The organism is Streptomyces sp. UW30 (genome assembly GCF_008042075.1).
Taxonomy (GTDB): domain Bacteria; phylum Actinomycetota; class Actinomycetes; order Streptomycetales; family Streptomycetaceae; genus Streptomyces.
The window spans coordinates 558,505-572,191 of the sequence record NZ_RDBN01000053.1; the positions used below are offsets into that span (position 1 = coordinate 558,505).

Annotated in this window: 11 protein-coding genes and 2 pseudogenes; 8 read left to right on the forward strand and 5 right to left on the reverse strand. The window is 68.8% G+C overall.

Annotated elements, in window-relative coordinates; all coding sequences use genetic code 11:
• Nucleotides 1-244 (reverse strand): annotated as a pseudogene (locus EAO75_RS36695) (SidA/IucD/PvdA family monooxygenase); the annotation flags it as partial.
• Between EAO75_RS36695 and EAO75_RS36700 the strand changes: the two are divergent.
• From EAO75_RS36700 to EAO75_RS36710, 3 genes and pseudogenes are all read left to right on the forward strand, one after another.
• Nucleotides 239-1,135 (forward strand): annotated as a pseudogene (locus tag EAO75_RS36700) (lysine N(6)-hydroxylase/L-ornithine N(5)-oxygenase family protein); the annotation flags it as partial. The pseudogenes EAO75_RS36695 and EAO75_RS36700 sit on opposite strands and share 6 nt — an antisense overlap.
• Complete coding sequence (locus EAO75_RS36705) at nucleotides 1,132-1,677, forward strand: GNAT family N-acetyltransferase (protein WP_147999449.1); 546 nt, start codon at nucleotides 1,132-1,134, stop codon at nucleotides 1,675-1,677. The pseudogene EAO75_RS36700 and the gene EAO75_RS36705, both read left to right, overlap by 4 nt.
• On the forward strand, nucleotides 1,674-3,446 hold the full coding sequence (locus EAO75_RS36710; RefSeq protein ID WP_147999450.1) for an IucA/IucC family protein: 1,773 nt from the start codon (nucleotides 1,674-1,676) through the stop codon (nucleotides 3,444-3,446). The genes EAO75_RS36705 and EAO75_RS36710 overlap by 4 nt, the downstream gene beginning before the upstream one ends.
• Before the next feature lie 149 nt (nucleotides 3,447-3,595).
• On the opposite strand, the gene EAO75_RS36715 is transcribed toward EAO75_RS36710, so the two are convergent.
• The gene (locus EAO75_RS36715) at nucleotides 3,596-5,179 is read right to left on the reverse strand and encodes a beta-N-acetylhexosaminidase (RefSeq protein ID WP_315987621.1); all 1,584 of its coding nucleotides are present in this window, start codon (nucleotides 5,177-5,179) and stop codon (nucleotides 3,596-3,598) included.
• Nucleotides 5,180-5,267: 88 nt separating this feature from the next.
• Between EAO75_RS36715 and EAO75_RS36720 the strand changes: the two genes are divergently transcribed.
• Nucleotides 5,268-6,125 (forward strand): DUF4429 domain-containing protein, encoded by an 858-nt coding sequence (locus EAO75_RS36720; RefSeq protein ID WP_147999452.1) that lies wholly within the window; start codon nucleotides 5,268-5,270, stop codon nucleotides 6,123-6,125.
• 5 nt (nucleotides 6,126-6,130) lie between these two features.
• On the opposite strand, the gene EAO75_RS36725 is transcribed toward EAO75_RS36720, so the two are convergent.
• Nucleotides 6,131-7,693, reverse strand: a complete 1,563-nt coding sequence (locus EAO75_RS36725) for a purple acid phosphatase family protein (RefSeq protein WP_147999453.1) — start codon at nucleotides 7,691-7,693, stop codon at nucleotides 6,131-6,133.
• Between the two features lie 175 nt (nucleotides 7,694-7,868).
• On the opposite strand from EAO75_RS36725, the gene EAO75_RS36730 reads away from it, so the two are divergent.
• Together EAO75_RS36730 and glmS are read left to right on the forward strand one after the other, a co-directional pair.
• Nucleotides 7,869-8,126 (forward strand): hypothetical protein, encoded by a 258-nt coding sequence (locus EAO75_RS36730; RefSeq protein WP_147999454.1) that lies wholly within the window; start codon nucleotides 7,869-7,871, stop codon nucleotides 8,124-8,126.
• 14 nt (nucleotides 8,127-8,140) lie between these two features.
• On the forward strand, nucleotides 8,141-9,958 hold the full coding sequence (glmS, locus tag EAO75_RS36735; protein WP_147999455.1) for a glutamine--fructose-6-phosphate transaminase (isomerizing): 1,818 nt from the start codon (nucleotides 8,141-8,143) through the stop codon (nucleotides 9,956-9,958).
• A 179-nt stretch (nucleotides 9,959-10,137) separates the two neighbouring features.
• Here the strand turns inward: glmS and EAO75_RS36740 are convergent, their stop codons facing one another.
• Nucleotides 10,138-10,704, reverse strand: a complete 567-nt coding sequence (locus EAO75_RS36740; RefSeq protein ID WP_147999456.1) for a GPR1/FUN34/YaaH family transporter — start codon at nucleotides 10,702-10,704, stop codon at nucleotides 10,138-10,140.
• A gap of 150 nt (nucleotides 10,705-10,854) precedes the next feature.
• Entirely contained in the window at nucleotides 10,855-11,382 is a 528-nt protein-coding gene (locus tag EAO75_RS36745) for a universal stress protein (RefSeq protein ID WP_147999457.1), read from the reverse strand.
• A 348-nt stretch (nucleotides 11,383-11,730) separates the two neighbouring features.
• Between EAO75_RS36745 and EAO75_RS36750 the strand changes: the two genes are divergently transcribed.
• Entirely contained in the window at nucleotides 11,731-12,048 is a 318-nt protein-coding gene (locus EAO75_RS36750) for a hypothetical protein (protein WP_147999458.1), read from the forward strand.
• 377 nt (nucleotides 12,049-12,425) lie between these two features.
• Nucleotides 12,426-13,664 carry a GlxA family transcriptional regulator gene (locus EAO75_RS36755; RefSeq protein WP_147999459.1) on the forward strand — a complete coding sequence of 413 codons (1,239 nt, stop codon included), beginning with the start codon at nucleotides 12,426-12,428 and terminating at the stop codon, nucleotides 13,662-13,664.
• Nucleotides 13,665-13,687 lie beyond the last annotated feature (23 nt).

Below are 13,687 nucleotides of genomic sequence, written 5' to 3' on the forward strand. Positions count from 1 at the left end.
CGTAGTTGCGGGCGACGTCGAAGTTGCCGTGGGAGTCGTAGACCAGGCGGTCGCGCACGGGCTTCAGGAACTCCGGCTCGGCGTACTTGTAGCCGGTGGCCAGGACCAGGCCCTGGGAGTCGAGGTCGAAGTCCCTCTGCTGCTCCTCCTGGCGGAAGGACAGCGTGTAGGTGCCGTTCTCGTACCGGGCGCTGTTCAGCGAGGAGTTGGTCAGCAGGCGCGTGGGCACGGGACCGCCGAGGTGACGTTCGAGGACGGTCTCTACCTCGTGACGACGACCGCCGGTGACACCTACCGCGCCCGTCACCTCGTCCTCGGCACGGGCACCCCGCCCTACATACCCGAGGCCTGCCGGGACCTCGGCGGCGACTTCCTCCACAACTCCCGCTATGTGCAGCACAAGGCGGAGCTCCAGAAGAAGGAGTCGATCACGCTGGTCGGCTCCGGGCAGTCCGCGGCGGAGATCTACTACGACCTGCTCAGCGAGATCGACGTCCACGGCTACCGGCTGAACTGGGTCACCCGCTCCCCGCGCTTCTTCCCGCTGGAGTACACCAAGCTCACGCTGGAGATGACGTCCCCGGAGTACGTCGACTACTTCCGCGAGCTGCCGGAGGCGACCCGCTACCGCCTCACCGCCGAGCAGAAGGGCCTGTTCAAGGGCATCGACGGCGATCTGATCAACGAGATCTTCGACCTGCTCTACCAGAAGAACCTCGGCGGTCCCGTGCCCACGCGCCTGCTGACCAACTCCTCGCTGAACAGCGCCCGGTACGAGAACGGCACCTACACGCTGTCCTTCCGCCAGGAGGAGCAGCAGAGGGACTTCGACCTCGACTCCCAGGGCCTGGTCCTGGCCACCGGCTACAAGTACGCCGAGCCGGAGTTCCTGAAGCCCGTGCGCGACCGCCTGGTCTACGACTCCCACGGCAACTTCGACGTCGCCCGCAACTACGCCGTCGACGTCACCGGCCGCGGGGTCTTCCTGCAGAACGCCGGCGTCCACACGCACAGCATCACCAGCCCCGACCTCGGCATGGGCCCGTACCGGAACGCGTACATCATCCGCGAGCTGCTCGGCACCGAGTACTACCCGGTCGAGAAGACGATCGCGTTCCAGGAGTTCGCCGTATGACGTTCACGTTCCGCCCCCTCGACCCCCTGAACGACGCCGAGCTCCTGTACGCCTGGGTCACCCACCCCAAGGCGGCCTTCTGGATGATGCAGGACGCGAAGCTGGAGGACGTCGAGCGCGCGTACATGGAGATCGCGGCCGACGAGCACCATCACGCGCTGCTCGGCCTGCAGGACGGCGAACCGGCCTTCCTGATGGAGTACTACGACCCCGCCCACCGCGAACTGGTCGGCCTGTACGACCCGCAGCCGGGCGACATCGGCATGCACTTCCTCACGCCGCCCACCGACAAGCCCGTCCGCGGCTTCACCCGGTCCGTCATCACCGCCGTCATGGCGAACCTCTTCGAGGACCCGGCGGTGCAGCGCGTCGTCGTGGAGCCGGACGTCTCCAACAAGGCCGTCCACGCCCTGAACGAAGCCGTCGGTTTCGTGCCCGAGCGCGAGATCCAGAAGCCGGAGAAAAAGGCGCTGCTCAGCTTCTGCACGCGCGAACGCTTCGTTAACAGGCACAGCCTGGCCGCCCGAGGAGTAGCCGTATGACCCTGTCCGACGCCGTAGCGCATCTGTCCCCCCACCGCTGGGCGCGGGCCAACCGCCTCCTGATCCGCAAGGGCCTTGCCGAGTTCGCGCACGAGCGCCTCATCACGCCGGAGGCCACCGGCGACGGCGAGTACATCGTCCGCAGCGACGACGGTCTGACGCGGTACACCTTCAAAGCGGTGATCCGGGCCCTCGACCACTGGCAGGTCGACGCCGACTCGATCACCCGTCACCGGGACGGCGCCGAACTCCCGCTCGCCGCCCTGGACTTCTTCATCGAGCTGCAGAAGTCCCTGGGCCTGAGCGACGAGGTCCTGCCGGTCTACCTGGAGGAGATCTCCTCCACCCTCTCCGGCACCTGCTACAAGCTCACCAAGCCGCAGGTCCCGGTCGCCGAGCTCGCGAAGGCCGGCTTCCAGGCCATCGAGACCGGCATGACCGAGGGCCACCCCTGCTTCGTCGCCAACAACGGGCGGCTCGGCTTCGGTATCCACGAGTACCTGTCGTACGCCCCCGAGACCGCGAGCCCGGTCCGCCTGGTGTGGCTCGCGGCCCACCGCTCGCGCGCCGCGTTCACGGCCGGCGTCGGCATCGACTACGAGTCCTTCGTACGCCAGGAACTGGGCGAGCAGACCGTCGAGCGCTTCAACGGCGTCCTGCGCGAGCAGGACCTCGACCCCGCCGACTACCTCCTCATCCCGGTCCACCCCTGGCAGTGGTGGAACAAGCTCACGGTCACCTTCGCCGCCGAGGTCGCCCAGGGGCACCTGGTCGTCCTGGGCGAGGGCGACGACGAGTACCTGGCCCAGCAGTCCATCCGGACCTTCTTCAACCGGTCCAGCCCCGAGAAGCACTACGTGAAGACGGCCCTGTCCGTCATCAACATGGGCTTCATGCGCGGCCTCTCGGCGGCGTACATGGAGGCGACCCCGGCCATCAACGACTGGCTCGCCCAGCTCATCGACAACGACCCGGTGCTGCGCGAGACCGGCCTGTCGATCATCCGCGAGCGCGCGGCCGTCGGTTACCGGCACCTGGAGTACGAGGCGGCGACGGACCGCTACTCGCCGTACCGCAAGATGCTCGCGGCCCTGTGGCGGGAGAGCCCGGTGTCCTCCCTGCGCGACGGCGAGTCACTGGCCACCATGGCCTCCCTCGTCCACGTCGACCACGAGGGCGCCTCCTTCGCGGGCGCACTGATCGAGCAGTCGGGGCTGACGCCGGTGGAGTGGCTGCGCCGCTACCTGAAGGCGTACTACACCCCGCTGCTGCACAGCTTCTACGCCTACGACCTCGTGTACATGCCGCACGGCGAGAACGTCATCCTGGCCCTGAAGGACGGCGTCGTCGAGCGCGCGATCTACAAGGACATCGCCGAGGAGATCGCCGTCATGGACCCGGACGCGGTACTGCCGCCGACGGTCGAGCGGCTGCGCGTGGAGGTCCCCGAGGACAAGAAGCTCCTGTCCATCTTCACGGACGTCTTCGACTGCTTCTTCCGCTTCCTCGCCGCGAACCTGGCGGCCGAGGGAATCCTGGAGGAGGAGGACTTCTGGCGCACGGTCGCCGAGGTCACCCGGGACTACCAGCACTCGGTGCCCGAACTCGCCGACAAGTTCAAGCAGTACGACATGTTCGCCCCCGAGTTCGCCCTGTCCTGCCTCAACCGCCTCCAGCTGCGCAACAACAAGCAGATGGTCGACCTGGCGGACCCGGCGGGCGCACTGCAACTGGTCGGCAACCTGAAGAACCCCATCGCAGGGCTGTAACCACGGCCCCCTGAGACAGGCGTGCACCCCCGGAGTACGGTCCTCCGGGGGTGCACGTCTATACGTCCGGGGCGTGCGCGCCCCTTTCTTTTAGGGGCGCGGGGAACTGCGCGATCAACCCCCACCGGCCCGCAGCCGAATCACCGCGCTCACGCCGTAGGCCAAGGCACCTGAGGCGATCGGTAGTAGCTGATCCCCAACGCCTCCCACCGCGGCCCCTGCGCAGCAAGCCGCACCTTGTACGCCTCCCAGTCATGCGTGGAAGCCGGCGACCAGCCCAGCTCGGCGACACCGGCCAGCCGCGGGAAGGCCATGTACTCGATGTCGGCCGACTTCGTGATCGTCTCCGTCCACAGCGGAGCCTCAACGCCCCAGATTGCCGAAGCGGGCGCCCCGGGAAGGTAGTTGCCGGGATCCCAGTCGTACGACCGCTTGACCTCGACCAATCCGGCCCAGTCCAGGCCCAACGGAGTATCGGCCGTGTACTTCATGTCGAGGTAGATCCGGTCGGCCGGGGACAGCACGATCCCCGTCCCGTTCTGCGCCGCCTTCGCGACCTGCGCCTTCTCCTGCGCACTGGTGTCGTCCAGCCCCCAGTACTGGGCAATCGCGCCCTTCGCCGGAGTCGCTCCGGTCAGCTGGTGCCAACCGACCACCGTCTTGCCGTACTTGGCGACGAGCGGCTGCACGCGGTCCATGAACTTCACATAGTCCTCGTGGCTGGTCGAGTGCGCCTCGTCCCCGCCGATGTGGAGGTACTTGCCCGGCGTGAGCGCGGCCAGCTCACGGATCACGTCGTCCACGAAGTCGTACGTGATGTCCTTGCCGACGCACAGCGAGCTGAAGCCGACGTCGGTGCCGGTGTAGAGCGGCGGCGCGACGCCGTCGCAGTTCAGCTCGGCGTAGGATGCCAGCGCGGCGTTCGTGTGGCCGGGCATGTCGATCTCGGGGACGACCTCCAGATAGCGGGAGGACGCGTACCGGACGATCTCCTTGTAGTCGGCCTTGGTGTAGTGGCCGCCGGGGCCGCCGCCGACCTGGGTCGAGCCACCGTAGGCCGCCAGGCGCGGCCAGGAGTCGATGGCGATGCGCCAGCCCTGGTCGTCGCTGAGGTGCAGATGCAACTTGTTGATCTTGTACGCGGCGAGCTGGTCGACGTAGCGCTTGACCTGGTCGACAGTGAAGAAGTGCCGGGAGACGTCCAGCATCGCGCCGCGCCAGCCGTAGCGCGGGGTGTCCTTGATCGTGGCGCCCGCGACCAGCCAGGGGCCGGGCTGGACGGAGTCCTTCTCGACGGCCGCCGGGAGCAGCTGGCGCAGGGTCTGCACACCGTGGAAGAGGCCGGCGGGCTGGGCCGCGGTGATGGTGACGCCCTTGCTGCCGCTGTCGAGGCGGTAGCCCTCGGCGCCGTACGGGCCCTTCGTCAGGCGCAGTTGGATCCCGCCGCCACCGTGGGCGGTGACAGGGAGGCGGTAGCCGGTGGAGGGGCGCAGGACGGTCGCGAGGTACTCGCCGATGCGGCGGGACTCGCGGGAGTCGTCCACGCGTATGTGTGTGTCGCGCGTGATGCGATAGGGGGATCCGCTCGCGGTGGCCGACGCGGGCGCGGGGACCACCCGGTCGAGCGGGGAGGGCGATGCCGCCTGCGCGGGCGCGGCTCCCGTCACGGAGACGCCCATCGCGACCAGCAGCAGGGAACCGAGAAGGCGAAACGATCTGTGGCGCTGTCTCACAAAGCCGTCCCTTCCATGAGCCGTTGAGCCCTTGAGCTCCAAGAGGTCTGGACCACTCTCTCGTGAGACTGGTGGAACAATCCACCCCATGGCGGAAATCATCCAGAAGGACGGCACGTGGGTCTTCGACGGCGACGCACTGCGGCTGACTCCCGGACGGGACAAGAACGTCAGCCTGTTCCGCAAGACGCTGGGTGAACTGGTCCTCCCCCTGGGGGCGTTGGCGGGGGTCTCCTTCGAGCAGGGCAAGAAGGCCGGGCGGCTGCGGCTGCGCCTGCGCGACGGCGCCGACCCGCTGCTGCACGCCACCGGCGGCCGGCTGACCGAGCCCCACGACCCGTACCAGCTGATCGTGGAGTCCGACCGCTACGGCGTCGCGGAGTACTTCGTGGACGAGGTGCGCAATGCCCTGCTCCTCGACGAGGTCCCGGCCGACCCGGTCGACGCGTACCTGGTGCCGGGCCCCTCGGTCCCGCTGTCGGTCGCCGCCGGGGACGCCACCGCCAGCTTCGACGGCGAGCGCGTCCGGCTGGAGTGGAACTGGAAGACGGAGGACGCCAAGGCCGCCGCCGGCGCCCGCTCCCTCGCGCTGACCGACATCGCGGCCGTGGAGTGGCATCCGGCGGCGGGTCTGGAGAACGGCCACCTCCGCTTCACCGTCCGGAACTCGCCCACCAAGGCCCCGCCCAAGTACGACCCCAACGCCGTGGAGCTGTGGGGCTTCAAGAAGGACCCGCTGATGGCCCTGATCGCGGCTGCGGTGCAGGCCCGCCTGCCGCATCCGGCCGCGCCCGTCGCGGCCGCCGTACCGCAGGAGGACCCCGTGGCGCAGGACCACGACGCCCTCCTGCGCCGCCTGCGCGAACTCGGCGAGCTCCATCGCACCGGCGTACTGACGGACGAGGAGTTCACGATGGCCAAGCAGGCGGTTCTGAAGCGGATGTAGCAGGCCTACTTGGCCCTGCGCGCCACCGTGAAGTGGTCGATCCGGTCACCGGTCTCGGCGATGCCCTGGACCTTCAGGGTGGCATAGCGGCCCCGGGGCGCGGGGTTCACGTCCACGCGCAGGAACGAGTAGTTCAGGTACCGCACCCGCGACCAGGCGACGGTCTCGCTCTGCTTGCCGTCCTTGAGGTTGACGAAGGAGGCCACGGAGTCGACCTCGTTCTCGTGCCCCTCGTAGGAGTCGGGCGCGGTGAAGGCGTACAGGCTGCGGCCGGCCGCGCCCGCGGTGACGTACACGACGCCCTCGCTCTCGGGGTAGGCCGTGCCGCCGATGGGCAGCTTCTTGGTGACCTTGTCGCCCTTGATCACATCGGTGCGCTCGTACTGGTGGTTGTGGCCGTTGATGACGAGGTCGACCTGGTACTTCTCGAACAGCGGCACCCACTCCTGGCGCACACCCCCCTCCGAGGCGTGCGCGGTGGAGGTGCAGTAGGCGCAGTGGTGGAAGAAGACGATGACGAAGTCGATGTCGTGGGCGGCCCGGAACTTCTTGAGCTGCGCCTCGAACCACTTGGTCTGCGTACCGCCGGAGATGCCGAGGTTGGCGGGGATCTCGTACGACACGTCGTTGGGGTCGAGCGAGATGACCGCGGTGTTGCCGTAGACGAAGGAGTAGACGCCCGGCAGGTTCTTCCTGTCCGGCCCGTTGTCGGGGAGGGAGAAGCGGGCTTCCTCGCCGCCGTAGCCGTTGGGCGAGTACCAGGCCTCCATGTCGTGGTTGCCGTAACTGACCATCCACGGCACCGACTTGGCGACCGACTCGGTCTGGTACAGGAACTGGTCCCACACGCGCGAGTCGAAGCCGGTGTCGGCGGTCTTGCCGGCGCCGGACGGGTCGGCGTAGGCGATGTCGCCGGCGTGCAGATGGAAGGCCGGGTTCTGGCCCAGGAGCAGGCTGTCGTTGGCGAGGCCGTGGTAGCTGACGCCCTGGTCGCCGAAGGCCGTGAAGGTGAACGACTCCTTGTGGGCGGGGGCGGTGGTGAAGGTGCCGAGGGTGCCGAGCAGGTGCGGCTCGGCCGGGTCGAAGCCGGCGTGACCGACGCCGTAGTAGTACGTCCGGCCGGGACGCAGGTGGCTCAGCTTGGCGTGCACGTAGTACTGCGTGTGGTCGGCGCTGGCGCCGACGCCGGCCGGGGTGTAGAGGGTGCGGACCTCGGCCTCGATCTTGCGGGAGAGGTCCCAGGGGTGGGCGCCGATCCGGACGAACGGCTTCTTCACGGCGACCGGCACCTGCCACGAGACGGTCATCTCGGTGCGCGCGTCGTTGCCGAAGGCGAGGTGGCGGCCGAAGGGGGCGACGACGGCGCCGTCGACGGTCTCGGTCTGTGTGAGGGGCCGGGTCCTGGTGGCGGCCTGGGCGGTGGCGCCCGGCACGAACGTGCCACCCGCGACGGCGCCGAGGGTGACGGCGCCGCCTCTGATCATCGTGCGCCGCGAGAACTTGGTGCGCAGGTACTCGTGCTGCTCGGCCATGCTCATGCGCTCGACCAGCTGCTGGGGTACACCCATGCGAGGAATGTCCATGGCGTCACAAGCTGGCCGCTGCACACATCCCCCCGCGGAACAACCGCCCAACGAACACCCATGGGCGTTCCATAACTCTCCCAAGGGCCCCTGACACGCTCTTGCCCGAAATCGGGCAGGATTCTTGCGAACCGATCCCCCATACTCCAGGATCTACCGAGTGCACGACGACCTTGTTGATCACCTGACCCGCAGCACGCCCCTGAACCGGGGCGAGGCACTGCGGGTGATCCAGGACGTGCTCGCCTACTTCGACGAGACGACCGAGGAGTTCGTCCGTCGCCGCCACCGCGAGCTCCAGGCCCAGGGCCTGGTGAACGCGACGATCTTCGAACGGATCGAGGCGGACCTGAAATACCGGGCGGTGGCACCGGCGGAGCTCACGCTCCGCCAGCTCCGCCGCATCGTCTACGGCTAGGGATACCTATATATATGTGCGGAATCGTCGGATACATCGGGAAGCGTGACGTGGCGCCCCTGCTGCTGGAGGGTCTCCAGCGCCTGGAGTACCGCGGCTACGACTCGGCCGGCATCGCCGTCACCTCCCCGAAGGCGGCCGGCCTGAAGACCGTCAAGGCCAAGGGCCGGGTCCGCGACCTGGAGGCCAAGGTCCCCGCGCGCTTCAAGGGCACCACGGGCATCGCCCACACCCGCTGGGCCACCCATGGCGCCCCCTCCGACGTGAACGCCCACCCGCACCTGGACGCCGAGGGCAAGGTCGCCGTCGTCCACAACGGCATCATCGACAACGCCTCCGACCTGCGCCGCAAGCTGGAGGCGGACGGCGTCGTGTTCCTCTCCGAGACCGACACCGAGGTCCTCGTCCACCTCATCTCCCGCTCGCAGGCGGAGAAGCTGGAGGACAAGGTCCGCGAGACGCTGCGCCTCATCGAGGGCACGTACGGCATCGCGGTCCTGCACGCCGACTTCCCGGACCGCATCGTCGTCGCCCGCAACGGCTCCCCGGTCGTCCTCGGGATCGGCGAGAAGGAGATGTTCGTCGCCTCGGACATCGCAGCCCTGGTCGCCCACACCCGGCAGATCGTGACGCTGGACGACGGCGAGATGGCCACCCTGAAGGCCGACGACTTCCGCACCTACACGACGGAGGGCACCCGCACGACCGCGGAGCCCACCACCGTCGAGTGGGAGGCCGCCTCCTACGACATGGGCGGCCACGACACCTACATGCACAAGGAGATCCACGAGCAGGCCGACGCCGTGGACCGCGTCCTGCGCGGCCGCATCGACGACCGCTTCTCCACCGTGCACCTCGGCGGCCTGAACCTGGACGCCCGCGAGGCCCGCCAGATCCGCCGCGTGAAGATCCTCGGCTGCGGCACCTCGTACCACGCGGGCATGATCGGCGCCCAGATGATCGAGGAGCTGGCCCGCATCCCCGCGGACGCCGAGCCGGCTTCCGAGTTCCGCTACCGCAACGCGGTCGTGGACCCCGACACCCTCTACATCGCGGTCTCCCAGTCCGGTGAGACGTACGACGTCCTCGCCGCCGTCCAGGAGCTGAAGCGCAAGGGCGCGCGGGTGCTGGGTGTGGTCAACGTGGTCGGTTCCGCGATCGCCCGCGAGGCCGACGGCGGCATCTACGTCCACGCGGGCCCCGAGGTCTGCGTGGTCTCGACGAAGTGCTTCACCAACACGACGGTGGCCTTCGCGCTGCTCGCCCTGCACCTCGGCCGCACCCGCGACCTCTCGGTCCGCGACGGCAAGCGGATCATCGAGGGCCTGCGCAAGCTGCCCGCCCAGATCGCCGAGATCATGGAGCAGGAGAGCGAGATCGAGAAGCTGGCGCAGGGTTACGCCGAGGCCCGCTCGATGCTCTTCATCGGCCGTGTCCGGGGCTACCCGGTCGCCCGCGAGGCCTCCCTCAAGCTCAAGGAGGTCTCGTACATCCACGCCGAGGCCTACCCCGCCTCCGAGCTCAAGCACGGCCCGCTGGCCCTGATCGAGCCGGCCCTGCCGACGGTCGCGATCGTCCCCGACGACGACCTGCTGGAGAAGAACCGCGCCGCCATGGAGGAGATCAAGGCCCGCAGCGGCAAGATCCTCGCGGTGGCCCACCAGCCCCAGGAGAAGGCGGACCAGACGATCGTCGTCCCGAAGAACGAGGACGAACTCGACCCGATCCTCATGGGCATCCCGCTCCAACTCCTCGCCTACCACACGGCGCTGGCGCTCGGACGGGACATCGACAAGCCGAGGAACCTGGCCAAGTCGGTAACGGTGGAGTAGAGGCCTTTGGCCTTTGGCTTTAGCTTTTGGCTTTTGGCCTTTAGGGGCGCGGGGAACTGCGCGACCAGCCCCCACAGACCCGCACAGGCCAACGCACAAGACGGACCCCCACGTGATGCCACCATTCACGGGGGGTCCGTTTACATCGCCGGGGGCCGCCCAACCCCCAGCCTGCGCAGCTAACCGGCGGCCGTCACCCCCCGGCCCGCAGCGCGTCGAGGAAGTGCCGTCGGCCAGTGGGCCAGGGCCGCAGTCGCGGCGTACCACGCCACCGCACCCGCGGCGACGGCGAACCAGCCGCCCACCTTGGTGAGCCCGTCGTTGTCGGCGAAGCTTGCGATGGCCATGAGCAGCAGGCCGACGAAGAACAGCCCGTAGGCGCCCTGACCGAGCTGGTCGCCACCGGCGAGTGTGAGGGACAGCGCCACGAGGGCGAAGAGCAGCAGGAAGAGTCCCGCGGCATTGGCGGACACCTGATTGTCGGCGCCGACGGCCCAGGTGAACCATAGTGCGCCGAGCGCCACGAACGCGGTCCCGTTCGCGGAGTCACGGTCGCGCAAGGCCATCAGGCCGGCGACGAAGAGGGCAATGCCGCCCACGTACTGGGCGATTGATACGGCGTCAGCGGCCGACACGCCGTCGATCACATCGGCGTACCCCAGCCCGAAGGCCAACAGGGTGATACCGAGGGCGAGTCGGCCGACCACGGTGGTGATTCCGCTTCCCGCAGAGACGTCGTTGTCCACGGCGGGCTCCCTTCATGCATGTGCAGTTGTGCGGTGTGCGATATATGCCCTTCACAAAGGCACAAACACCTCTACGCGCGAGTAGGTTCACGCACCGCACAAAGGAGTCCGACGTCCCGAACGGCTCATCTCACCTGGGACAACGGCGAGTTACGGAATGACAACGACGGGACGCTTGGCCCGCTTGGCGAGCCGCCCCGCGACGGACCCGAAGATCCGGCCGACGATGCCCTGCGTGGAGCCGACGACGATCGCGTCCGCCTCGTACTCCTGCCCGACCTCTTCGAGCTCGTGGCAGATGTCTCCGCCGCGCTCGACGAGGATCCAGGGCACTTCGGCTAGATAGTCCGCGCAGGCCAGTTCGAGACCCAGCACCTCGGTGCGGTGATCGGGCACATCGACGAAGACCGGCGGCTCGCAGCCGGCCCACACCGTGGTGGGCAGCCGGTTGGCGACGTGGACGATGATCAGGCCCGACCCGGAGCGATGGGCCATGCCGATGGCATAGGCGAGGGCGCGCTCGCTGGAGGTGGAGCCGTCGAAGCCGACGACGACACCGTGCTTGAAAGCGGGGTCGCAGGAATGGCGTGGCTCTTCTGCCGCCAGGGGCTCGGACGCCGTGGGGTCGGCTACCGGCCGCTTGCGGTCCGCAGGTTCGAAGAATTCGTGACCGGCCATGGCTGTCTCGGCGTATTGATCCTTATATGGGTGGGCCCGCGAGCGGAGCTCGTTGTGGATGCAGCAGTGTGCGGCGGAGCTGTGTCCGGGAATGGTCTTCCCAACCCCATACCCCAAGGGTACGGCGGCACGCCTCCTTAGCCCACATACTCACGCACGGTCGGTGCGGGTTCCAGGGAGCATGCACGAGGGGACGCCCGTAACGCAATGGTTGCTGCGGTGTACAGGCGGTTTGCACAGGATTCACTGACGTCTTGCCGCATGGACGGCCCTCCACCAGTGACCGACCGCCCCCGCCCGCGTTGATCACCACGAGCCACCGCCCAGGCAGCCCAGGAGCACATATCCATGTCCGGACCTCGCACCACCGCCGAGGACAGCGTCACCGACGTGGTCCGCTGGGCGGCCTTCAGCTGCGTCCTGGTCCCCGTGGTCCTCCTCTGGTACGGCACCTCGCTCGCCGGCGCCGCCGGCACGGCCGTCGGTCTCGCGGCCGTCACGGCCGTGTGCCGCCTGCTGCTGCGCCAGTCGGAGCGCGGCGCGACACGGCTGCGGCAGGAGGAGCTCCACGGCCCGTCACCCCGGCGTCGCGGACGCCATCACAGGACGGGAACGGGGGCCCATAGAGGCGGACGTCACACTGGGGGAAATACACCGGTCGGCTGACCGGTTTTCACGCACGGGCACGCTACTTTTCAGCCAACTTCTGGCGCGCATGCATCCCCTGCCCGGAACACCCCCCAACCCCCGTTCCACCTGCAGAGAAAGGGCCTCAGGGGGCCTGCGCACCCTACGTGGATTGGCCACTGCGACAAGGCGCACTTCCCTGCACGGCCCGCGAGTGCAACGCTTCGTGATCGAATGCTTCACGCCAAGTTGCCAAGTCGACAATGTGCCGAGTGCCGAACCGGCCACTGAGGCGCGACGCGACACAGTAGATTCGATCTTGACTGTCTACGGCGGGGGACTCGTGCAGGACCGAGGGGAAACGTGCAGGAGCGACACAACCGAGGAGCCGCGACCACCGAGGGGGGCTTAGCAGTATGAGCCACGACTCCACTGCCGCGCCGGAAGCCGCGGCCCGGAAGCTTTCCGGGCGACGCCGCAAGGAGATCGTCGCGGTGCTGCTGTTCAGCGGCGGCCCCATCTTCGAGAGTTCCATACCGCTGTCGGTGTTCGGGATAGACCGCCAGGACGCCGGCGTACCGCGCTACCGCTTGCTGGTGTGCGGAGGCGAGGAAGGCCCGCTGCGGACCACAGGGGGCCTGGAACTCACCGCGCCACATGGCCTGGAGGCGATCTCGAGGGCGGGCACGGTCGTCGTACCGGCCTGGCGCTCGATCACTTCTCCACCGCCCGAGGATGCGCTCGACGCACTGCGCCGGGCGCACGAGGAAGGCGCCCGCATAGTCGGGCTGTGCACCGGCGCCTTCGTCCTCGCGGCGGCCGGCCTGCTGGACGGCCGCCCCGCGACGACACACTGGATGTACGCACCGACGCTGGCCAAGCGCTATCCGTCGGTGCACGTGGATCCGCGCGAACTGTTCGTCGACGACGGCGACGTCCTGACGTCGGCGGGCACAGCGGCGGGCATCGACCTGTGCCTCCACATCGTGCGGACGGACCACGGCAACGAGGCGGCCGGAGCTCTGGCCCGCCGTCTGGTGGTCCCGCCGCGCCGATCCGGCGGTCAGGAGCGCTACCTCGATCGATCTTTACCAGAGGAGATCGGCGCCGACCCGCTGGCCGAGGTCGTCGCCTGGGCGCTGGAGCACCTGCACGAGCAGTTCGACGTGGAGACGCTGGCGGCACGCGCGTACATGAGCCGCCGGACCTTCGACCGCCGCTTCCGCTCGCTGACCGGCAGCGCTCCGCTCCAGTGGCTGATCACCCAGCGGGTGCTGCAGGCCCAGCGTCTGCTGGAGACGTCCGACTACTCGGTGGACGAGGTCGCGGGCCGTTGCGGCTTCCGCTCGCCGGTCGCGCTGCGCGGCCACTTCCGCCGCCAGCTCGGATCGTCGCCGGCCGCGTACCGGGCGGCCTACCGTGCCCGGCGCCCGCAGAGTGAGAAGCCGACGGAAGCGGAGCCGCCGGTCGGGCCGACCGCGCCACAGGGCCCACCGCCCTCCGCGTACCCGGACGCCGGCCCGGTCCCGCTCCAGACCCGGCGCACTCCCGCGCCCCTGGGCACCTCGGCGCCCCTGTCGGTGGCATCGGACAACGGCCGCGAGGCCTACGCGACGAGCCGGGCAAGCCTGCCGGGCCAGCGCAGCGGATCGTGACCGCGTAACGCCGCACAACGCCG

Excerpts from the sequence above, each read along its gene's own strand:
- EAO75_RS36725 (WP_147999453.1), bottom strand. The coding sequence starts at position 7,693 with ATGGGTGTACCCCAGCAGCTGGTCGAGCGCATGAGCATGGCCGAGCAG.
- EAO75_RS36755 (WP_147999459.1), top strand. The coding sequence starts at position 12,426 with ATGAGCCACGACTCCACTGCCGCGCCGGAAGCCGCGGCCCGGAAGCTT.
- EAO75_RS36720 (WP_147999452.1), top strand. The coding sequence starts at position 5,268 with ATGGCGGAAATCATCCAGAAGGACGGCACGTGGGTCTTCGACGGCGAC.
- EAO75_RS36750 (WP_147999458.1), top strand. The coding sequence starts at position 11,731 with ATGTCCGGACCTCGCACCACCGCCGAGGACAGCGTCACCGACGTGGTC.
- EAO75_RS36710 (WP_147999450.1), top strand. The coding sequence starts at position 1,674 with ATGACCCTGTCCGACGCCGTAGCGCATCTGTCCCCCCACCGCTGGGCG.
- glmS (WP_147999455.1), top strand. The coding sequence starts at position 8,141 with ATGTGCGGAATCGTCGGATACATCGGGAAGCGTGACGTGGCGCCCCTG.
- EAO75_RS36745 (WP_147999457.1), bottom strand. The coding sequence starts at position 11,382 with ATGGCCGGTCACGAATTCTTCGAACCTGCGGACCGCAAGCGGCCGGTA.
- EAO75_RS36705 (WP_147999449.1), top strand. The coding sequence starts at position 1,132 with ATGACGTTCACGTTCCGCCCCCTCGACCCCCTGAACGACGCCGAGCTC.